Origin of the sequence: Pseudomonas sp. PDM27, assembly GCF_019219205.1 — a bacterium.
In the GTDB taxonomy this organism is placed as follows: Bacteria; Pseudomonadota; Gammaproteobacteria; order Pseudomonadales; family Pseudomonadaceae; genus Aquipseudomonas; species Aquipseudomonas laurylsulfatiphila.
The window spans coordinates 1-18,797 of the sequence record NZ_JAHUWF010000015.1; the positions used below are offsets into that span (position 1 = coordinate 1).

18 protein-coding genes and 3 pseudogenes are annotated in these 18,797 nt (G+C 61.7%); 9 read left to right on the top strand and 12 right to left on the bottom strand.

Annotated elements, in window-relative coordinates; genetic code table 11:
- Positions 1–201 precede the first annotated feature (201 nt).
- From KW838_RS25230 to KW838_RS25240, 3 genes are all read right to left on the bottom strand, one after another.
- Positions 202–1,158 carry a zinc-binding alcohol dehydrogenase family protein gene (locus KW838_RS25230; protein ID WP_218503872.1) on the bottom strand — a complete coding sequence of 319 codons (957 nt, stop codon included), beginning with the start codon at positions 1,156–1,158 and terminating at the stop codon, positions 202–204.
- A gap of 27 nt (positions 1,159–1,185) precedes the next feature.
- On the bottom strand, positions 1,186–1,359 hold the full coding sequence (locus KW838_RS25235; RefSeq protein WP_218503873.1) for a DUF1427 family protein: 174 nt from the start codon (positions 1,357–1,359) through the stop codon (positions 1,186–1,188).
- 105 nt (positions 1,360–1,464) lie between these two features.
- On the bottom strand, positions 1,465–2,244 hold the full coding sequence (locus tag KW838_RS25240) for a helix-turn-helix transcriptional regulator (RefSeq protein WP_218503874.1): 780 nt from the start codon (positions 2,242–2,244) through the stop codon (positions 1,465–1,467).
- Between the two features lie 146 nt (positions 2,245–2,390).
- Between KW838_RS25240 and KW838_RS25245 the strand changes: the two genes are divergently transcribed.
- A complete protein-coding gene (locus tag KW838_RS25245; RefSeq protein ID WP_102701839.1) occupies positions 2,391–2,618 on the top strand; it encodes a DUF6555 family protein in 228 nt (75 codons plus the stop codon).
- A 33-nt stretch (positions 2,619–2,651) separates the two neighbouring features.
- On the top strand, positions 2,652–2,930 hold the full coding sequence (locus KW838_RS25250) for a hypothetical protein (protein WP_218503875.1): 279 nt from the start codon (positions 2,652–2,654) through the stop codon (positions 2,928–2,930).
- Positions 2,931–2,957: 27 nt separating this feature from the next.
- Here KW838_RS25250 and KW838_RS25255 read toward each other — a convergent pair whose 3' ends face one another.
- From KW838_RS25255 to KW838_RS25270, 5 genes and pseudogenes are all read right to left on the bottom strand, one after another.
- Entirely contained in the window at positions 2,958–3,113 is a 156-nt protein-coding gene (locus KW838_RS25255) for a metallothionein (protein WP_007971983.1), read from the bottom strand.
- Positions 3,114–3,298: 185 nt separating this feature from the next.
- Positions 3,299–3,967: a C1 family peptidase gene (locus KW838_RS25260; protein WP_218503876.1), complete on the bottom strand. Its 669-nt coding sequence runs from the start codon at positions 3,965–3,967 to the stop codon at positions 3,299–3,301.
- Positions 3,968–4,236: 269 nt separating this feature from the next.
- Positions 4,237–5,058: a methyl-accepting chemotaxis protein gene (locus KW838_RS29980; protein WP_371317891.1), complete on the bottom strand. Its 822-nt coding sequence runs from the start codon at positions 5,056–5,058 to the stop codon at positions 4,237–4,239.
- 36 nt (positions 5,059–5,094) lie between these two features.
- Positions 5,095–5,919 (bottom strand): annotated as a pseudogene (locus KW838_RS29985) (cache domain-containing protein); the annotation flags it as partial.
- Positions 5,920–6,135: 216 nt separating this feature from the next.
- Positions 6,136–7,452, bottom strand: coding sequence for a Na+/H+ antiporter family protein (locus KW838_RS25270; protein ID WP_218503878.1), 1,317 nt, complete (start codon positions 7,450–7,452; stop codon positions 6,136–6,138).
- Positions 7,453–7,911: 459 nt separating this feature from the next.
- Between KW838_RS25270 and KW838_RS29990 the strand changes: the two are divergent.
- From KW838_RS29990 to KW838_RS25280, 3 genes and pseudogenes are all read left to right on the top strand, one after another.
- Positions 7,912–8,982: pseudogene (locus tag KW838_RS29990) on the top strand (HAMP domain-containing protein); the annotation flags it as partial.
- A gap of 264 nt (positions 8,983–9,246) precedes the next feature.
- Positions 9,247–9,840 (top strand): annotated as a pseudogene (locus KW838_RS29995) (methyl-accepting chemotaxis protein); the annotation flags it as partial.
- Between the two features lie 308 nt (positions 9,841–10,148).
- Complete coding sequence (locus KW838_RS25280) at positions 10,149–11,825, top strand: MFS transporter (RefSeq protein WP_218503880.1); 1,677 nt, start codon at positions 10,149–10,151, stop codon at positions 11,823–11,825.
- Positions 11,826–11,937: 112 nt separating this feature from the next.
- Here the strand turns inward: KW838_RS25280 and KW838_RS25285 are convergent, their stop codons facing one another.
- From KW838_RS25285 to KW838_RS25300, 4 genes are read right to left on the bottom strand one after another with little or no spacing between them, the layout of a single operon-like run.
- Entirely contained in the window at positions 11,938–13,251 is a 1,314-nt protein-coding gene (locus KW838_RS25285) for a sensor histidine kinase (RefSeq protein ID WP_218503881.1), read from the bottom strand.
- Positions 13,248–13,916, bottom strand: a complete 669-nt coding sequence (locus KW838_RS25290; protein ID WP_102702350.1) for a response regulator transcription factor — start codon at positions 13,914–13,916, stop codon at positions 13,248–13,250. Before KW838_RS25290 ends, KW838_RS25285 begins: the two co-directional genes overlap by 4 nt.
- Before the next feature lie 3 nt (positions 13,917–13,919).
- Positions 13,920–14,240 carry a PepSY domain-containing protein gene (locus tag KW838_RS25295; protein WP_218503882.1) on the bottom strand — a complete coding sequence of 107 codons (321 nt, stop codon included), beginning with the start codon at positions 14,238–14,240 and terminating at the stop codon, positions 13,920–13,922.
- A complete protein-coding gene (locus KW838_RS25300) occupies positions 14,240–14,548 on the bottom strand; it encodes a PepSY domain-containing protein (protein ID WP_218503883.1) in 309 nt (102 codons plus the stop codon). Before KW838_RS25300 ends, KW838_RS25295 begins: the two co-directional genes overlap by 1 nt.
- A 248-nt stretch (positions 14,549–14,796) precedes the next feature.
- Between KW838_RS25300 and KW838_RS25305 the strand changes: the two genes are divergently transcribed.
- The 4 genes from KW838_RS25305 (at position 14,797) to codA (ending at position 18,786) form a co-directional block, all read left to right on the top strand.
- Positions 14,797–15,876: a patatin-like phospholipase family protein gene (locus KW838_RS25305; RefSeq protein ID WP_218503884.1), complete on the top strand. Its 1,080-nt coding sequence runs from the start codon at positions 14,797–14,799 to the stop codon at positions 15,874–15,876.
- Positions 15,877–15,950: 74 nt separating this feature from the next.
- The gene (gene queD / locus KW838_RS25310) at positions 15,951–16,307 is read left to right on the top strand and encodes a 6-carboxytetrahydropterin synthase QueD (RefSeq protein WP_003223505.1); all 357 of its coding nucleotides are present in this window, start codon (positions 15,951–15,953) and stop codon (positions 16,305–16,307) included.
- Positions 16,308–16,521: 214 nt separating this feature from the next.
- On the top strand, positions 16,522–17,352 hold the full coding sequence (locus KW838_RS25315; RefSeq protein ID WP_218503885.1) for an alpha/beta fold hydrolase: 831 nt from the start codon (positions 16,522–16,524) through the stop codon (positions 17,350–17,352).
- Positions 17,353–17,541: 189 nt separating this feature from the next.
- Positions 17,542–18,786: a cytosine deaminase gene (gene codA, locus KW838_RS25320; protein ID WP_218503886.1), complete on the top strand. Its 1,245-nt coding sequence runs from the start codon at positions 17,542–17,544 to the stop codon at positions 18,784–18,786.
- Positions 18,787–18,797 lie beyond the last annotated feature (11 nt).

Sequence of the window (18,797 nt, forward strand, 5' to 3'; positions counted from 1 at the left end):
GTGTATTTGTGCAGTTACCTTTTAGGGCGTTTGAAAAGCGGTGAAAACCGCCTTTCAAACCCACAAAAACGTAAAGGATGTCCCCGGTTTCGTTTGTAAAGGATGTATCCGTTTCTACATCGCGAAGGCGGTATTCCTGTCACATGGATGTTGACAGTGCCGACGCCTTCGCGAGCAAGCCCGCTCCCACAGGAGGTTGGGTTATGGCAGCAGGATCACTTTGTCGCCGCTGCCCTGATTCACTTCGGCATAACGCTCCAGCCCTTCGGCCAATGGCGACTCGAACAAGCCCTGTGGCAACGGCAACAGGTCCTGGTCGAAGAACTTGCCGAACTGGTCAAGCATCGCCGCACAGGCCTGCACGCCGTACAGCAGCGAGTTGATCCCCACGACAGAGCCACCCTTGCGATACAACGCCAGGGCTGGCAGTTGCACGTGACCGTCCACGGGCGCGGCGATGATCGCAATGCGACCGAACGCGGCCAGGGCTGGCACCGAGGCCGGCAGCCAGAATCCGGTGGTGTCGAAAATCACCTCGGCACCGCCGGCATAGACCGTGTTGACCTGGGCCGCGAGCTCCTCGGGTTTATCCAGTTGCAGGGTTTGATAGCCCTGGTCCTGCAAGTCCTTGACCTGCTCCGGACGCCGCGCGGCCGCCAGTACCCGGGCTCCGCGCACCTTGGCCAAGGCCAGCGCGGCACTGCCGACCGCCCCGCCACCGATGACCAGCACACGGGTTTGGGCCGTCACCAGGCTGCGCTCCAGCGCATCCCACGCCGTGGTGTACGGCACACCGAGGCTGGCAGCCTGGGCGAAGCTCAGGTGCGCAGGTTTGAGCGCCACGCCATTGGCCGGCAGCTTGACGAACTGGGCATGGGAACCGTCGGCGAAAAAGCCCAGTTCGCGGCCCGTGCCCCAGACTTCCTGCCCCATCAGCGCCTGCGGGCCGGCCACCACCACCCCGGCAAAATCCCGACCGGGAATCCGCGGCAAGGTGGTGTAGGGAAAACGTCCCAGCACGTTCTTCACATCGCTGGGGTTGAGACCTGCGGCCTTGATCTCGACCAGCACTTCATCGGCGCCGGGAACAGGCGTAGGCACCTCCACGTAGCGCAGGGCCGAGAGATCACCGGTTTTATCGAATTGCAGAGCTTTCATGGGCGTATCCATCGAGTCGAAAAGGGTTCAGGAAATCCAGCCAGCCACCAGCTGGCGGCCCATCGGCCAGAGCTTTTCGCCGGCGAGCATGCCGAGCAGGCCCACCAGCGCGATGGCCGGGGGTGCGGGGGAACGAAAATCCAGGGCGCCGTAGAGCAGACCGACACCCAGGCCGATAGCCAGTGACAGGAGGTAGTTCATGGCAGATTCCGCAGCCATTGAGGTATGCGCCGAGTCTAGAGGCCGACGCCTTCGAGCATCGGCCAAGTGCTTCTGAATGTCGGCCAAAGCATGGCGTCGGCGAATTCAGTCCTGGCGTTGCGCCACAGGAAACTGCGAAGGGGCAACCCCCAGTTCACGACGAAACATGTCACTGAAGCTGCTCGGCGAATAGCCCAGCTCCCGGGCAATCGCGCTGACCGCAACGCCCTGGATCAACCCGGCCGCCGCCGTCGCCAGTTGCACCTGACGCCGCCACTCGGCGAAGCCCATGCCCAGACCGTCCTTGAACAGCCGCGCCAGGGTCCGCACGCTGGCACCGGCGTTATCGGCATGGTGTTCGAAAGGAATATCCAGTGAAGGCGAGGCCATGACCGCCTGACACACATTCATCAATCGCCGGTCGGAATCGTCCGGCAACGGGATTTTCAGCAGCGAGCGCCTGGCCCGCTTGAGTTCCAGCAGCGCCAGGCCCACCAGCGCGTCGTAATACTCGGGCGCTCCGTCGTTACCCTGCTCCACCAGCCCGACGATCAGCTCGCGCAGCAAACCGCCGACTTCGATGACTTGCACACTGTCATCCAGGGTCGCTGCCAGGGACGGCCGCAGGTAGATATTGCGCATTTGCAGGTCAGACACCACGCGAATCCCGTGGGGCACGCCCGGCGGCAGCCACACCGCCCGCTGCGGCGGCACCACCAACGCCTCATGCGGCGTCTCGACCCACATCACCCCGCTCATCGCATACAGCAACTGGCCCCAGACGTGCTCGTGAGGCTCGATGTACAACCCGCGCGGATAGGTGCGAGCCAGCGGTTGCACCGGCACATCGGTGTCACTCAGGTCAGGCGGTGCAGCGAGGGCCATGGTCTATGTTCATTGGGGTTCGGGAGGATTCCATGGTAACGGGGTGCCGAACTTGTCGCCAGCAACCCGCGGCATCCGACAATCCGAGTGAATTTTCCTGATGGCACGCGATCCTTTTATGTACAACAGGGAGGAACCGGGGCTTTATGAACAGTGCAAAATTATTCGTCATCGAGTACACACTCCATGGCACTCCGAAATCATTCATTATCCGACTGGATAAAATGGATAACGCAGAAGCCTGGCATTGGGCGAGCTGTGACGCGGGGGTGGGGCGAATTCCCCGCTTTGGACGCGAGAAGGTGCAAAAGACCAGCAAGCCGATGGCTGAAAAATTCGGCGTGGAAAACGTCAAGTGGCGGCCGGCGAACTGATCACTGGCAACCGTCAGGTCCGGGGGAAGCGATATGAGTGCGACATCCGTCAACAGCCCTGCACAGCTGGACTGCGGCCTGGACACACAGTCCGGCCGCATCACCAAAAGCGCGGAATGCCGGATCGGACTGGAAGCGGTCGAAAATGACCCGTTCTGTTTCGCCGTACGCGTCCCGGCGCCACTGCCGGAAGGTCTGGAGCAAGCCAGGACCCTGGTGCTGCGGGTTGAAGGGCGGCGCTTGCAGGGCACCGTTCGCCACAGCGAACGCCTGGAGGATGACAGCCTCAGACTGGAAGTGGAGCCGGACTAGGCTCCACTTTTACGTGTGCCGTGGTGTTCAGTGGGCACACTTGCAGCCTTGGGAAGCGCACTCCTCGCCATGCTCGTGATGCTTGGCGCAGGCTTCACAGCAATAGTGCTTGCCGTGACGCACGATCGGGTGCTCACCGAGTTTGCAGGAACACTTCGGACAATCGCATGTACGCTCAGTCATGGGTTTGACTCCTGTGAGTGGTGGTCGTCGGGGGGATGAAATACAACCCGTGCTGTTCAGTGTAGGGCTCGACTGCCACAGCGCAATGAACGCCGCTCAATGCAAGCGCCGCGCCGCTGCAGGAACTGATGGTTACTTATTGGGGGGAGGTGTTGCCGTCGACTCTTTACTGAACGATCGATCGCTCACTTGAGTCCTTGATAAATTATCCGTTTGTTAACAACAGGGAATGACGCGTAAGAGGCAATTCCACACTGATTATCTTTATTCCTGGACATCTTTATATAACCACCCTCCCCCCACTCCGGCCCCCGGCTATTTTTCACCAGCCAATAATCCTCGCCATCTTCGGTGCCATAACCAACAATAAGCACGGCGTAATTCAAGTCCTTCTCATTGCAACTGTCATCATTCAATACCCCGCCGGAGTAACTTCGAAAGTTGTCAGAGGCGTCAATCGCCGCCGCTACAGGCGCCTTGGCAACGGCCTGACGCAGTGCCTCCTCATCGCCCGCGGGTATATTCGTATAGGTCACCGTATTGGCCGCGACAGCCTTGATTACGCCAGCATTACAGTGCCCCCCACCGCCGCCCGCGTAGGGGTAATACTCTTCCGACTGAATATCGTTCTGCTTGACATAGTCATAGGTGTAATCCATCAGCCCGCCATCACAACCCTGATTACCTTGCTTACTACTGCAATCGAGGATTTGCTCCGCGGAAAGATCAACCAGTCTTTCCGTTTCCAAAAACAATGCGCCCTCCAGGGCACCCACGGCTGAAAAAGCATAACTGGAACCACAAGCCCCCAATTGCTTCACGCTGGTAACCGCTCCCCTGGTACGCCAGTCCACTGAGCTGGGTATGTCCATAGCCTGTGCCGTAACAACACAGCCGCCAACCAGGATGAAACATGAGAGTTGCCAAAACCTCATTCTTAGCCCCTGCTTTTTATAAATTTTTTCAGTTACCTCGCTACGTCAGTGAAATGAAAGATCAATCAGCCAAACCCAACAACTGTCAAATCTGACAGTTAATCAATACTGTTTAGCTATAAAAACCAGAGCAATTCGCATTGAAAAATATAACCGGGAGCAGGCTCGCTCCCGACGTTGCAAACCCGTCAGATTCGGAACTGCCCGACCAGGCTGCCCAGGCGCCGACCGAGCTCGGCCAGGCTGCGGGAAGTCTGCGCGCCGAGCTGGGTTTCGTCGGCGACGTTGTCCACCGCCACGGCAATCTGATGCACGCTGCGGTTGATCTCTTCGGCCACGGCGGTCTGTTCTTCAGCGGCGCTGGCGATCTGCGCGTTCATCGAATTGATGGTCGCGATCAACTGGGCCATGGTGTCCAGCGAAGCCCCCGCCTCGTTGGCCTGGGCCGAGGTACCGTCGCCCGCCTCGCTGGAGCGACGCATCGCCTCCACCGCCGACTGGGTGCCGGCCTGCAGGCGGTCGATCATGCCCTGGATTTCCTGGGTGCTGATTTGCGTGCGGCTGGCCAGCGCCCGCACTTCATCGGCCACCACCGCAAAACCGCGCCCGGCCTCGCCGGCACGGGCAGCTTCGATGGCCGCGTTGAGCGCCAGCAGGTTGGTCTGATCGGCAATCGAACGGATCACCCCCAGCACGCTGACAATCGATGACACGTCTTTTTGCAGGCTGTCGAGGGACACACCGCTGCTGCGGATGTCGTCCACCAGCGCATGGATCTTCTCGATGCTGCCAGCCACCACCCGCTTGGCCGCCTGGCCTTCTTCATCCGTCTGTTGGGCTGCCACCGCGGCGTTCTGCGCGCTCTTGGCCACTTCCTGGGCCGCCGCCGACATCTCGTTGATTGCCGTGGCTACCTGATCGGTTTCATGGCGCTGACGCTCCATGGCCTGATCAGAGCGATTGGCCTGGTCGGACACCTGGTTCACCAGCCCGGTCAGTTGCGTGGTCATTTCGCTGATCTGGCGTACCAGCCCGTGGATCTTGTCGACGAACCGGTTGAACGAGCCGGCCAATTCGCCCAGTTCGTCCTGGCTGGTGATGGTCAGGCGGCGGGTCAGATCGCCCTCGCCCGCCGCGATGTCGTCGAGGTTGGCTTTCATCAAATGCAACGGACGCAGAATGGTGTTGGCCAGCAACATCCCGGCAGCGGCGATCACCAGCAACACCACGACCGCCACGCCGACGATGCTCAGCACCATGCCTTGCATGCGCTCCTGGACCTTGGCTTCGACCACCGCCACTTGTGCTTCGATGCCGTCGAGGTTGACCGAGGTGCCGACCGCCATGTCCCACTTGGGCAGGTATTCGGTGTAGCCGAGCTTGGGCACCAGCACCTGGGTGTTGCCGGGCAATGGCGAGCTGTATTGCAGGTAATGCGTACCGTCCTTGGCCACTTTCACCAGGTCGCGGTTGACGTAGACACCGTTCGGGTCGCGGTTGTCCTTGAAGCTCTGGCCTACGCCTTCGGGGCTGTTGGCCTTGAACAGGCGCACGGTGTTGGAGTCGTAGCCGAAGAAGTAGCCGTCCTTGCCATAGGTGATGCTCGACAGCAACTTGATCACCTGGGCCCGCGCCGCCTCGTCGCCGGGGGTGGCCGCGTCATAAAGCGGCTTGATCGTGGTCATGGCCACGGCCACGTAGCTTTGCAGGGTCGCCTTGGCATCGCTGAGCAGGCGTTCGCGGGTCTGCTCGACCTCCTTGCGGGCCTGCTCCTGAAGAATGAACAGCGTGGTCAGGCTGATGACCAGCGCAAACAGCAGCACCGGGAGGACGGCAAGGGACAGGACTTTGGCCTTGAGGCTCATGCGCATGACGTTCACTCTTTTGTTTTTGTTGGCGTGGTTAAAAGCTTTAACGGCATGCCAGGTCAAAAGTTGAACGCGGTCATCAGCTCCGCAGAAGATCCCTGTGGGAGCGAGCTTGCTCGCGATGGCGGTGTGTCAGCCACATGGATGCTGACTGTTTCACCGCCATCGCGAGCAAGCTCGCTCCCACACTTTGATCCAGGGTGATCAGAAGGGAATTGGTTACAGAACCATCGCCGCAACCCAGCCAAACGCCAGCAGCGGCAGGTTGTAGTGCAGGAAGGTCGGGACCACGGTGTCCCAGATGTGATGGTGCTGGCCGTCGATGTTCAGGCCGGAGGTCGGGCCGAGGGTCGAGTCCGAGGCCGGCGAACCGGCGTCGCCCAGGGCACCGGCCGTGCCGACGATGCACACGATCGCCAACGGGCTGAAGCCCAGTTGCACGCACAGCGGCACGAAGATCGCCGCCAGGATCGGCACGGTGGAGAACGACGAGCCGATGCCCATGGTCACCAGCAACCCCACCAGCAACATCAGCAAGGCACCAATGCCTTTGCTGTGATCGATGTACGACGCCGACGACTCGACCAGCGTCTGCACTTGACCGGTGGCCTTCATCACTTCGGCAAAGCCCGAGGCGGCGATCATGATGAAACCGATCATCGCCATCATTTTCATGCCTTCGGTGAACAGGTCATCGGTGTCGCGCCATTTGACGATGCCCGACACCGAGAAAATCAGGAAGCCGACCAGTGCACCGATAATCATCGAATCGAGCAGCAGCTGAATGATGAACGCCGCGGCGATGGCCACGCCGGCCACCAACAGGCTCAGCGGGTTGTATTGCACCGCCACTTGCTCGACTTGCTCGATTTTCGCCAGGTCGTAGACCCGCTTCTTGCGGTAGCTGACAAACGCGATCAGCAGGCCCGCCACCATGCCCAGCGCCGGAATGCCCATGGCGTGGGTCACGTTGATGCCGCTGATGTCCACACCGCTGCGGGCGACGTTGGCCAGCAGGATCTCATTGAGGAAGATATTGCCGAAGCCCACCGGCAGGAACATGTAGGGCGTGATCAGGCCGAAGGTCATGACACAGGCGATCAGTCGACGGTCCAGTTGCAGCTTGGTCAGCACATAAAGCAGCGGTGGCACCAGCAACGGAATGAACGCGATATGGATCGGCAGGATGTTCTGCGAGGCGATGGCCACGACCCAGAGCAGGCCAATCAGCAGCCATTTGACCTGGCCGCCGCCGCTGGCGTGCTGGCGATCGACCATCGCCAGCGCCTTGTCGGCCAGCGCATGGGCCATGCCGGATTTGGCAATGGCCACGGCGAAAGCACCGAGCAACGCGTAGGACAACGCCACCGTCGCCCCGCCACCCAGGCCGCTGTTGAAAGCCTTGAGCGTCGCCTCGATGCCCAGGCCACCGGTCAGGCCACCTACCAGCGCACCGACGATCAGGGCGATCACCACATGCACGCGGGACAGGCTGAGCACCAGCATGATGCCGACCGCGGCAATGACTGCATTCATTTCGTAACCTCGTGACAAACGGAAAGAGTCCGCCCGGCAGTCTGCGTGAGCCGCCAGCGGATAACAGGAATGGGTTTTATTAGAGGGCGCGCACTTTGAATGAAGCAGCGGCAAGCTGCAAGCCTCAAGCCGCAAGCTTTTGTGTTTTCGGCTTGCAGCTTGAAGCTTGTCGCTCAAGAAAGCTGCTTTTATGCCGCTACAGTGCAAAGTCTCAGATATTTATCGAATAAGGACGCCTCCATGTCGCTCAGACAACTTTCCATTCAATGGAAAATCACCCTGCTGGCCGGGCTGTGCCTGGCGGGCATCGTGACCCTGCTGGTGGGTCTTTCGCTGTACCGCATGGAGCACAGCTCCGAGTTGGTGAAAGCCTCGAGCATGGAGATGCTGACCGAATCGGCCCAGGCCCGTATCGAGTCCCAGGGCGAGAACCAGGCACTGGGGATTCGCCAGCAGTTCATGGACGCCTATCAGTACGGCCACGGTTTCTCCCGGCAGGTGCTGTTTTTGCGCGAGCAGGCCGAAAAGCGCTTCCTCGATGCCTTCGACCTGCGCGAAGACCTGACCCGCCAGGTCAAGTCGGCCCTGCAGGCCAATCCGGACCTGCTCGGCCTGTCCCTGGTGTTCGAACCCAACGGGCTGGACGGCAAGGACGACCTGTTCGCCGGCCAGGCGGAACTGGGCAGCAACGACAAGGGCCGTTTCGCCCTCTACTGGTCGCAGCCGACGCCGGGCAAGCTGACGTCCATGGCGCTGCCGGAAAAGGACATGGCCGACACCAGCACCGGCCCCAGCGGCGAAGCGGCCAACGCCTGGTTCACCTGCCCGCGCTCCACGCTCAAGCCGTGCGTGATCGAACCCTACTTCTATGAGATCGACGGCCAGAACGTGCTGATGACCAGCATCGTTTTCCCGCTGATGGTCAACGGCAAGGTGATCGCCTCGCTGTCGGTGGACATCAACCTCAACAGCCTGCAAGCGGTCAGCCTGGGGGCCAGCAAGAAACTCTACGACGGCCAGACCAGTGTCAGCATCATCAGCCCGGCGGGCCTGCTCGCCGGCTACAGCCCGGACGCCAGCAAACTCAGCCAGCGCCTGGATACCGTCGACAAGGCCAGCGGTACCGAACTGCTGCGCATGCTGGCCGCCAGCAACAAAACCGCCAGCCTGCACAGCCATCAGCAATTGAAAGTGCTGGCCCCCTTCCAGCCGATTCCCGACGGCAAGTCCTGGGGCGTCCTGCTCGACGTGCCGGAGAAAGTCCTGGTCGGCCCCGCCGAAGCCCTGAAAAAGCAACTGGACGACAGCAACACCGCCGGCACACTGGTCGAGCTCGGCCTGGGCGTGCTCGCCGCGCTGCTGGGCCTGGTGCTGGTGTGGCTGATGGCCCGCAGCGTGACCCGACCGATTCTCGGCGTGGCGCACATGCTCGAAGACATCGCCAGCGGCGAAGGTGACCTGACCCGCCGGTTGGCCTACGACAAAAAGGATGAGCTGGGCCAGTTGGCCGGCTGGTTCAACCGCTTCCTCGACAAGCTGCAACCGATCATTGCCGAAGTGAAACGCTCGGTGCAGGACGCCCGCAGCACGGCGGACCAATCGTCCGCCATCGCCACCCAGACCAGCGCCGGCATGGAGCAGCAGTACCGCCAGGTTGATCAGGTCGCGACCGCCTCCCACGAGATGAGCGCCACCGCCCAGGACGTCGCCCGCAGCGCCGCGCAAGCGGCACACGCCGCCCGCGATGCCGATCAGGCGACCCGTCAGGGCCTGACCGTGATCGACCGCACCACCGCCAGCATCGACAACCTCGCCGCCGACATGAGCGCGGCCATGGTTCAGGTCGAAGGCCTGGCCGCCAACAGCGAGAAGATCGGCACGGTGCTGGAAGTGATCCGCGCGATTGCCGAGCAGACCAACCTGCTGGCCCTCAACGCGGCGATCGAAGCGGCCCGTGCCGGTGAAGCCGGGCGCGGTTTTGCCGTGGTCGCCGATGAGGTGCGCAACCTGGCGCGGCGTACCCAGGAGTCGGTGGAAGAAACCCGTCTGGTGATCGAACAACTGCAAAGCGGCACACAGGAAGTAGTGGGTTCGATGAACAACAGCCATCGCCAGGCCCAGGGCAGTGTCGAGCAAGTCGGCCAGGCCGTGACCGCGCTGCGCCAGATCGGCGACGCGGTGACCGTGATCAACGACATGAACATGCAGATCGCCAGCGCCGCCGAAGAGCAAAGCGCGGTGGCCGAGGAGATCAACAACAACGTGGCGACCATTCGCGACGTGACCGAGTCGCTGTCGGGCCAGGCCAATGAGTCGGCACGGGTCAGCCAGTCGCTCAACAGCCTGGCGAACCAGCAGCAGAGTCTGATGGACCAGTTCCGCGTTTAAGCCTCGCAAAATCCCCATGTGGGAGCGGGCTTGCTCGCGAATGCGGTGGGTCAATCAACAAAGATGTTGTCTGATCCACCGCATTCGCGAGCAAGCCCGCTCCCACATTTTTTCTGCGCGCTGGTCAATGAAATGGTGGCAAGTGGATATCTGCCGCAAGCCGATTATGCTTCATGGAACCTTGCAGCTTTTTCTGGCGTCAACTTGAATGCAAGCCACGTAATCCGATGACTTCAGCCCCAGGGCCTGGGTACGGCAAGTGTTGGTGAGAACTCCGGCCTACAACAAGAGCACGACGGAGAATACTCATGGCAGCAATCGACAATACAACCACGGGCAGCGCGCCCAACCACGGGATCACCAAGGAGGAACGCAAGGTCATCTTCGCGTCATCCCTGGGCACCGTGTTCGAATGGTATGACTTCTACCTGTACGGCTCCCTCGCGGCGATTATCGCCAAGCACTTCTTCGCCGGCGTCAACGAAACGACTTCCTTCATCTTCGCCCTGCTCGCCTTCGCCGCCGGCTTCGCCGTCCGGCCGTTCGGCGCCATCGTATTCGGCCGCCTGGGCGACATGATCGGACGCAAGCACACCTTCCTCATCACCATCGTGATCATGGGTGTCTCGACGGCCGTGGTGGGCTTGCTGCCCGGCTACGCGAGCATAGGCGTGGCCGCGCCGATCATCCTGATCAGCCTGCGTTTGCTGCAGGGCCTGGCGCTGGGCGGTGAGTACGGCGGCGCAGCCACCTACGTGGCCGAACATGCGCCCAAGGGCAAGCGCGGCTATTTCACCTCGTGGATTCAGACGACAGCCACCCTTGGCCTGTTTCTTTCACTGCTGGTGATCCTCGCCTGCCGTACCGCGCTGGGCACGGAAGCCTTCGAAGCCTGGGGCTGGCGGATTCCGTTCCTGCTTTCGATCCTGCTGTTGATTATCTCGGTGTACATCCGCCTGCAACTGAGCGAGTCACCGGTGTTCATGAAAATGAAGGCTGAAGGCAAGGCATCCAAGGCACCGCTGACCGAATCCTTCGCCCGCTGGGAAAACCTCAAGATCGTGATCATGGCCCTGCTCGGTGGCACCGCCGGCCAGGCCGTGGTCTGGTACACCGGGCAATTCTATGCGCTGTTCTTCCTGCTGCAGACGCTGAAGATCGACCCGCAGACCGCCAACTTGCTGATTGCCGGCTCGCTGCTGATCGGCACACCGTTCTTCGTCCTGTTCGGCAGCCTGTCCGACCGCATCGGCCGCAAGGGCATCATCATGGCCGGCTGCATCATCGCCGCACTGACTTACTTCCCGATCTTCCATGCGTTGACCCAATACGGTAACCCCGACGTGTTCGTTGCGCAGGAGAAGAACCCGGTCACGGTGGTCGCCAACCCCAACCAGTGCTCGTTCCAGTTCGACCCGGTAGGCAAGGCCAAATTCACCAGTTCCTGCGACCTGGCCAAGACCGTGCTGGCCAAACGGGCTATCCCCTACAAGAACGTCAACGCCGAGCCGGGCGCCGTTGCGCAGGTGCGCATCGGCGAGAAAGTGATCGAGAGCTTCGAGGGCACCGGCATGCCGGCCGCCGACTTCAAGGCCAAGAACGATGCCTTTACCGCCAATCTCGCCACCGCCCTCAAGGACGCCGGCTACCCCGAGAAGGCCGACCCGGCCAAGACCAACTACCCGATGGTGCTGTTGCTCCTGACGATCCTGGTGATCTACGTGACCATGGTCTACGGGCCGATCGCCGCCTGGCTGGTGGAACTGTTCCCGGCGCGCATCCGCTACACCTCGATGTCGCTGCCCTATCACATCGGCAATGGCTGGTTCGGCGGCTTTCTGCCGACGGTGGCGTTCGCCATGGTGGCGGCCACGGGGGATATCTATTACGGGCTGTGGTATCCGATCGTCATCGCGGTGATGACGGCCGTGCTGGGCATTTTCTTCATGCCGGAAACCAAGGATCGGGAGATTCATCACACCTGAGGCGGGGAGGTTCTATGTGGGAGCGGGCTTGCTCGCGAAAGCTGAGTGTCAGACAACATTGATGTTGATTGATCCACCGCCTTCGCGAGCAAGCCCGCTCCCACAATGGATCTCAGTGTTTGGGCAATTCGATGACGACCTTCAACCCGCCCCACTCGCTTTCCAGCAACGACAGTGTCCCGCCCCAGCTGTCGACGATGTCGCGCACGATGCCAAGTCCCAGGCCATGCCCATGGGTCTGCTCGTCCAGCCGCGTTCCCCGGCTGAACACCTGATCACGACGCTCTTCGGGAATGCCCGGGCCGTCATCTTCCACACTGAGTTCAAACCCGTTCGCCAACTCGGCGACACTCACGCGAACCTCGGCATCCGCCCATTTGCAGGCGTTATCCAGCAGGTTGCCCAACAGCTCCAGCAAATCTTCACGATCCCATGGCAATTGCAGGTCGGGCGGAGCGCGGTAGCTCAGCGCCAGGTGTTCGCCATGGATCATGTTCAGGGTTGCCAGCAACCCGGGAAGTTCGCCATCGCAATCAAACAGCGCGCCCGGCAACGCATCACCGGATAACCGCGCACGGTTGAGTTCCCGATTGAGCCGTTGCTCGACCTGCTGCAGTTGTTCCTTGAGGGTCTTGCGCAGCTGCGGGTGCGCCTCAAGCTGCTCGCTCGAGGCCAGGCTCAACAGCACCGCCAGCGGTGTTTTCAACGCGTGACCGAGGTTGCCCAGGGCATTGCGTGAGCGCTTGAGGCTGTCCTCGGTGTGGGCCAGCAAGTGGTTGATCTGCGCCACCAGTGGCTCCAGCTCCAGCGGTACCTGATCATCGAGTTGCGAGCGCTGGCCCTGTTGCAACTGCGCGATCTGCTCGCGGGCCTGTTCCAGTGGACGCAAGGCGCGGCGCACGGTTATCCGTTGCAGCAACAGAATCAGCAGCAACCCGGTCAAACCCAGGCCCAACCCGAGCTGTTGCACGCGCCGGAAGCTTTCACGTATCGGCGTGTAATCCTCGGCGACGCTGATGGAGATCGGCAACCCCAGGCGTCGATAGTCCGTACGCAACACCAGCAACTGCTGCCCTTCCGGCCCCAGCTGCAGATCGTCGTGCAGGCCGGGGTGATCGAGCGCCGGCAGTTCCTGATCCCATAACGAACGGGAACGCCAATGGCCATCGGTGAAATCGATGCGGAAATAATGCCCGGAAAACGGCCGCTGATAGGCCGGCGACAGACGTCGTTCATCCAGTTGCAAGCCTTGCGGCCCGCGCACCAGCGCCGCCAGCAGGCTCTCGCTGTCATTGCGCAACCCGGCTTCGAGGTAGCGCTGCAAACCCATTTCGAACAGCCACAGGCTGGTTTGCGCCAGCACCAGGCCAACGACCACCATCACGCTGATCAGGCCCAGGCTCAAGCGACGCTGGATCGATCTCACCGGTCTTGCCCGCCGAACAGGTAGCCCTGGCCACGACGGGTTTCGATCACGCTTTTGCCGAGCTTGCGGCGCAAATGGTTGACGTGGACCTCCAGCACATTGGAATCGCGCTCGGTTTCACCGTCGTAGAGGTGCTCGGCGAGGTGGCTTTTGGAGAGGATCTGTTCGGGGTGCAGCATGAAATAACGCAACAGGCGAAACTCCGCGGCCGTCAGCTGAATGTCCGCACCGTCGCGGACAACGCACTGGCGACCTTCGTCCAGGTGCAGCCCGGCGGCCTGGAGCGTCGGCTGGTTGACCTGGCCATGGGAGCGGCGCAGCAACGCCTGGATGCGCAAAAACAGCTCTTCGGGATGAAAGGGTTTGGTCAGGTAATCGTCGGCGCCGGCCTTGAGGCCTTCGATGCGTTCGGCCCAGGAATCCCGGGCCGTGAGGATCAGCACCGGCGTGGCCAGCCCCGCCGCGCGCCATTGCGCCAGCACCTCGAGCCCCGGCACGCCCGGCAGGCCAAGATCGAGGATGATCAGGTCGTAAGGTTCAGTGCTGCCCTGATGCACTGCGTCGCGACCGTCGGCCAGCCAGTCCACCGCATAACCCTGGCGGTTGAGACCGGCCAGCAGTTCGTCGGCCAGGGGCACATGGTCTTCCACCAGAAGCAAACGCATGGATCAGTCTTCCTTGTCTTTGAGTAAACGGCCGGTGGTGGCATCGATGTCCAGTTCGCGGACCACGCCTTCAGGGGTCAGCAGCTCGACTTCATAAATGTAGACGTCGTGTTTTTCTTCGAGCTCGGCCTCCAGCAGTTTCGCGCCGGGGTAGCGACCCATTGCCTGCTGCAGCAGTTGCTCCAGCGGCAGGATCACGCCCTGCTGACGCAGGCGCAGGGCTTCGTCCTGGTCCAGGTCGCGCGCCATCACTGCCGAGCAAAATGCCAGAAGCACCAGCGCCATCCGGCTGCCAGTGCATCGATTGGATAAAAACACCTTCATTACCAATCCTGATGATCCTTGAGAACCTGCCCGCTGACAGCGTCTAATTCCAGATCCCAGTTGATACCCTGGGGATCGCGCAGCTCTACCTTGTACAAGTACTTGCCGTAATGCTGTTCCAGCTCGGATTCATTGACGGTGGAGCCTGGATGCCTGGCCACTGCCTTGGCATTAAGTGTCTCGAACGAGACAATGGTACCAGCGTCGCGCAATCTCAGCGCTTCATCCGGGCCCAGTTCCCGGGCGTGGGCGATGCTCGCAGTCATGCCGAGGATGCACGCGGTGAACAGGGCTGTCGGGGTTTTCATGGGTGTCTCCGTATTGCTTCAGGTGCGGCCTGTGGACGACACCTTAACCGGATGAACTTAATTGAAACTGAATGGCCATCATTGGCCACAGCGCATTCCCTGTAGGAGCGAGCCTGCTCGCGATGGACCTTGGAACGCCGCGGGGTGTCAGGTTACCAGCGTAATCGTTGACGACCATCGCGAGCAGGCTCGCTCCTACAGGGGATGTGGTGTTTATATTTCCCCGCTTGCCAACATTCGAGACCGGTATGACCGCCATCCACATCAAGTTCCCTTCCCTGACCCTCAAGGCCGGTCCGCGGGCTTTTGCGCGCATCCGTGAGAGCGGCTTGAATGCCGCCGAGGTCGGCACCCTGCCCGGTGCGGCGGGCGGTCCGAAGGCGCTGGGGATTCAGGGGCTGGACCTGGCGCTGTTCGGCGAGTGGCTGCCGGCGGCACCGCGGGAGCGCTCGCTGATTGGTGCATCGGTGGGTTCCTGGCGCTTCGCCAGCGCCTGCCTGTCGGACGCCGCCGAGGGCATCCGGCGTCTCGGGCAGCTGTACACCGAGCAAAACTTTGCCAAGGGCGTGACCATGGCGCAAATCAGCCAGAGCTCGCGGCGCATGCTCGATGACCTGCTCGACGGTCGTGATGCCTCGATCCTCGGCAACAGCGCTTACCGCCTGAACATCATGGTGGTCAAAAGCCACGGTCTGCTCGCCGACGACCATCGCGGTCGCCTGGGGCTGGGCCTGTCCTCGGTCATCGCCGACAACCTGCGCGGCCGGGCGCGGCTGGCCCGGCACTTCGAACGCCTGATCATCCACGACCCACGCCTGGCGCCGCCGGTCGACGCCTTGAACGACTTCCCGTCGCGCTTCGTCGCGCTCAATGCCGGCAATTTGCGCCAAGCCCTGCTGGCTTCCGGCTCGATCCCGATGGTCATGGAAGGCGTGCGCGACCTGCCGGGCGCCGGTGCCGGCACCTTCCGCGACGGCGGTCTGCTGGACTATCACCTGGACCTGCCCTACAGCGGCAATGACATCGTGCTCTACCCGCATTTCACCGACCGGGTGATTCCCGGCTGGTTCGACAAGACCCTGCCGTGGCGCCGCGCCTGCGCGACCCGCCTGCAAAACGTGCTGCTGCTGGCACCGTCGAAGGAATACCTGGCACGCCTGCCCTACGGCAAACTGCCGGACCGTAACGACTTCAAGCGCTTCATGGGCGACGCCCCGAGCCGGCAGAAATACTGGCGCACGACGATGGATGAAAGTCGCCGCATGGGCGACGAATTCCTCGAACTGGCCGCCAACGGTCGCCTCGGCGAGCGCTTGCTGACCCTTTAGTCAGGACAAACTGGTAAACTCGCCGCCTGCCCGAATCGCCGCGGCGAACGCCACCTGAACAGAGCTGAAAAACTGTGGAAATCTTCAAAGAATTTACTTTCGAATCCGCCCACCGCCTGCCCCACGTACCGGACGGCCACAAGTGCGGGCGCCTGCACGGTCACTCGTTCAAAGTGGCGATCCACCTGAGCGGCGATCTTGATCCGCACACCGGCTGGATCCGCGACTTCTCCGAGATCAAGGCGATCTTCAAGCCGCTGTACGAGCGTCTGGACCACAACTACCTGAACGACATTCCCGGCCTGGAAAACCCGACCAGCGAAGTGCTGGCCAAGTTTATCTGGAATGAGATGAAGCCATTGCTGCCGGAACTCAGTGCGATTCGTATCCACGAAACCTGCACCAGCGGTTGCATCTATCGCGGCGAATAAAGACACCGCCCCCTTGTAGGAGCGAGCTTGCTCGCGATGGACGCCAGAGCACCGCGGGCTGCCAGATACCACGCGTAATCGTTGACGTTCTTCGCGAGCAAGCTCGCTCCTACAGGGGGAACAGCGTTTTGTCAGAGAAATAAAGAACAGCCTTCATCGGCTGTTTTTTTATGCCTATGCTTTTTGCCTCTTCCCCCGTCAAGAGGACAAGCCCATGACTGACTGGCCACTGCCCCAGACCTATCGCTTCAAAGGGCACTCCGTGCGCTACGCCGTACGCGGCGATGGCCCGCCGCTGGTGTTCGTGCATGGCACGCCCTTCTCCTCCTGTGTCTGGCACCGGATTGCCCCGCACTTCATCACCACGCACCGGGTGCACTATTTCGATTTGCTGGGCTACGGGCAATCCGAGAAAGTCGATGGCGACGTGTCCCTGGGTGTACAAAACGAATTGCTGGCACAGTTGCTGGAGCATTGGGGCCTGGATCGCCCCGACGTGGTGGCCCACGACTTCGGCGGCGCCACCGCCCTGCGCACGCATCTGCTCAACGGCAAGGATTACCGCAGCCTGACGCTGATCGATCCGGTGGCGCTGACGCCCTGGGGTTCGCCATTCGTGCAGCATGTGCGCCAGCATGAAGCGGCGTTCAGCGGACTGCCCGACTACATCCAGCGCGCCGTCGTGCCGACCTACATTCGCGGGGCCATCCAGCGCGACATCCCCGATGCCGAACTCGCCCCCTACGTTCTGCCGTGGCTGGGGGACCGGGGGCAAGCGGCGTTTTACCGGCAGATCGCGCAGATGGACGAGTGTTATACCCGTGAGGCCGAAGGCTTGTACCCGACGATTCGCTGCCCGGTGCAGATTCTCTGGGGTGAAGACGATCAGTGGATTCCCATCGAACGCGGGCGGGCCTTGCAGCAAATGATTCCCGGCGCGCAGTTCCATCCGATCCCCAACGCCGGTCATCTGGTTCAGGAAGATGCGCCTGAAGCCATAGTCGCCGCGTTGCTGCGTTTTCTGCCCCTGCAACAATCCTCCTGAACAAACCCAATCCCCTGTGGGAGCGAGCCTGCTCGCGAAGACAATGTCACCTCCGACCTCGAATTGGCTGACACGCCGCCTTCGCGAGCAGGCTCGCTCCCACATTGGATCAATGTCACTGGCGAGGACCGCCGTTGGCGAGCTAACGTAAAGGTATTGCCAATACGAATCGCTAAAAGGACTCGCCCGATGCACATCATCAACGCCCGTCTGCGCAACCAGGAAGGCCTGCATGAGCTGAACCTGGAAAACGGCCTGATCAGCAGCATCGCCCGCCAGATCGAGGCCCCGACCCTGGGCCCTGGCGACCTGGATGCCGGCGGTAATCTGGTGGTGCCGCCCTTTGTCGAGCCGCACATCCACCTCGACGCCACCCTGACCGCCGGCGAGCCGCGCTGGAACATGAGCGGCACGCTGTTCGAAGGCATCGAGTGCTGGGGCGAACGCAAGGCGACCATCACCCAGGAAGACACCAAGACCCGCGCCAAAAAAACCATCCAGGCCCTCGCCGCCCACGGCATCCAGCATGTGCGCACCCACGTCGACGTCACCGACCCGCAACTGACCGCGCTCAAGGCGATGCTCGAAGTGCGCGAGGAAAGCCGGCACCTGGTCGACCTGCAAATCGTCGCGTTCCCTCAGGAAGGCATCGAGTCGTACCGCAATGGTCGCGAGTTGATGGAAGAGGCGATCCGCATGGGCGCGGACGTGGTCGGTGGCATTCCGCATTTCGAGTACACCCGCGACCAGGGTGTCAGCTCGGTGAAGTTCCTCATGGACCTGGCCGAACGCAGCGGTTGCCTGGTCGACGTGCATTGCGACGAAACCGACGACCCGCATTCACGCTTTCTCGAAGTGCTCGCCGAAGAGGCCCGCAGCCGCGACATGGGTTCGCGGGTCACGGCCAGCCACACCACGGCCATGGGCTCCTACGACAACGCGTACTGCGCCAAGCTGTTCCGCTTGCTCGGGCATTCGGGGATCAGCTTTGTCTCCTGCCCCACCGAAAGCATCCACCTGCAAGGTCGCTTCGACAGCTTTCCGAAACGCCGGGGCGTGACCCGGGTCAACGAGTTGCTGGAAGCGGGCATGAACGTGTGCTTCGGCCAGGACTCCATCGTCGATCCGTGGTACCCCCTGGGCAATGGCAACATTTTGCGGGTGCTCGAGGCCGGGCTGCACATCTGCCACATGCTCGGTTATCGCAACCTGCAAAGCGCGCTGGACCTGGTGACGGACAACAGCGCCAGGGCCATGAACCTCGGCGAGCGCTATGGCCTGGAGCGCGGGCGGCCGGCGAACCTGCTGATTCTGTCGGCGGAGAGTGATTACGAGGTGATCCGCAGCCAGGGGTTGCCGCTGTACTCGGTGCGCGCGGGCAAGGTGTTGATGAAGCGGACGATGCCGGTGGTTGAGTTCAGTGAGCTGAGTTGAGTTTGGTGTTG

What these genes read in the sequence shown, in the direction of transcription:
- KW838_RS25250 (WP_218503875.1), top strand. Translation starts at nt 2,652, where the DNA reads ATGAGTGCGACATCCGTCAACAGCCCTGCACAGCTGGACTGCGGCCTG.
- KW838_RS25315 (WP_218503885.1), top strand. Translation starts at nt 16,522, where the DNA reads ATGACTGACTGGCCACTGCCCCAGACCTATCGCTTCAAAGGGCACTCC.
- KW838_RS25240 (WP_218503874.1), bottom strand. Translation starts at nt 2,244, where the DNA reads ATGGCCCTCGCTGCACCGCCTGACCTGAGTGACACCGATGTGCCGGTG.
- KW838_RS25235 (WP_218503873.1), bottom strand. Translation starts at nt 1,359, where the DNA reads ATGAACTACCTCCTGTCACTGGCTATCGGCCTGGGTGTCGGTCTGCTC.
- KW838_RS29980 (WP_371317891.1), bottom strand. Translation starts at nt 5,058, where the DNA reads ATGACCACGCAACTGACCGGGCTGGTGAACCAGGTGTCCGACCAGGCC.
- KW838_RS25245 (WP_102701839.1), top strand. Translation starts at nt 2,391, where the DNA reads ATGAACAGTGCAAAATTATTCGTCATCGAGTACACACTCCATGGCACT.
- KW838_RS25280 (WP_218503880.1), top strand. Translation starts at nt 10,149, where the DNA reads ATGGCAGCAATCGACAATACAACCACGGGCAGCGCGCCCAACCACGGG.
- KW838_RS25300 (WP_218503883.1), bottom strand. Translation starts at nt 14,548, where the DNA reads ATGAAAACCCCGACAGCCCTGTTCACCGCGTGCATCCTCGGCATGACT.
- KW838_RS25305 (WP_218503884.1), top strand. Translation starts at nt 14,797, where the DNA reads ATGACCGCCATCCACATCAAGTTCCCTTCCCTGACCCTCAAGGCCGGT.
- KW838_RS25230 (WP_218503872.1), bottom strand. Translation starts at nt 1,158, where the DNA reads ATGAAAGCTCTGCAATTCGATAAAACCGGTGATCTCTCGGCCCTGCGC.
- KW838_RS25270 (WP_218503878.1), bottom strand. Translation starts at nt 7,452, where the DNA reads ATGAATGCAGTCATTGCCGCGGTCGGCATCATGCTGGTGCTCAGCCTG.
- codA (WP_218503886.1), top strand. Translation starts at nt 17,542, where the DNA reads ATGCACATCATCAACGCCCGTCTGCGCAACCAGGAAGGCCTGCATGAG.
- KW838_RS25295 (WP_218503882.1), bottom strand. Translation starts at nt 14,240, where the DNA reads ATGAAGGTGTTTTTATCCAATCGATGCACTGGCAGCCGGATGGCGCTG.
- KW838_RS25290 (WP_102702350.1), bottom strand. Translation starts at nt 13,916, where the DNA reads ATGCGTTTGCTTCTGGTGGAAGACCATGTGCCCCTGGCCGACGAACTG.
- KW838_RS25255 (WP_007971983.1), bottom strand. Translation starts at nt 3,113, where the DNA reads ATGACTGAGCGTACATGCGATTGTCCGAAGTGTTCCTGCAAACTCGGT.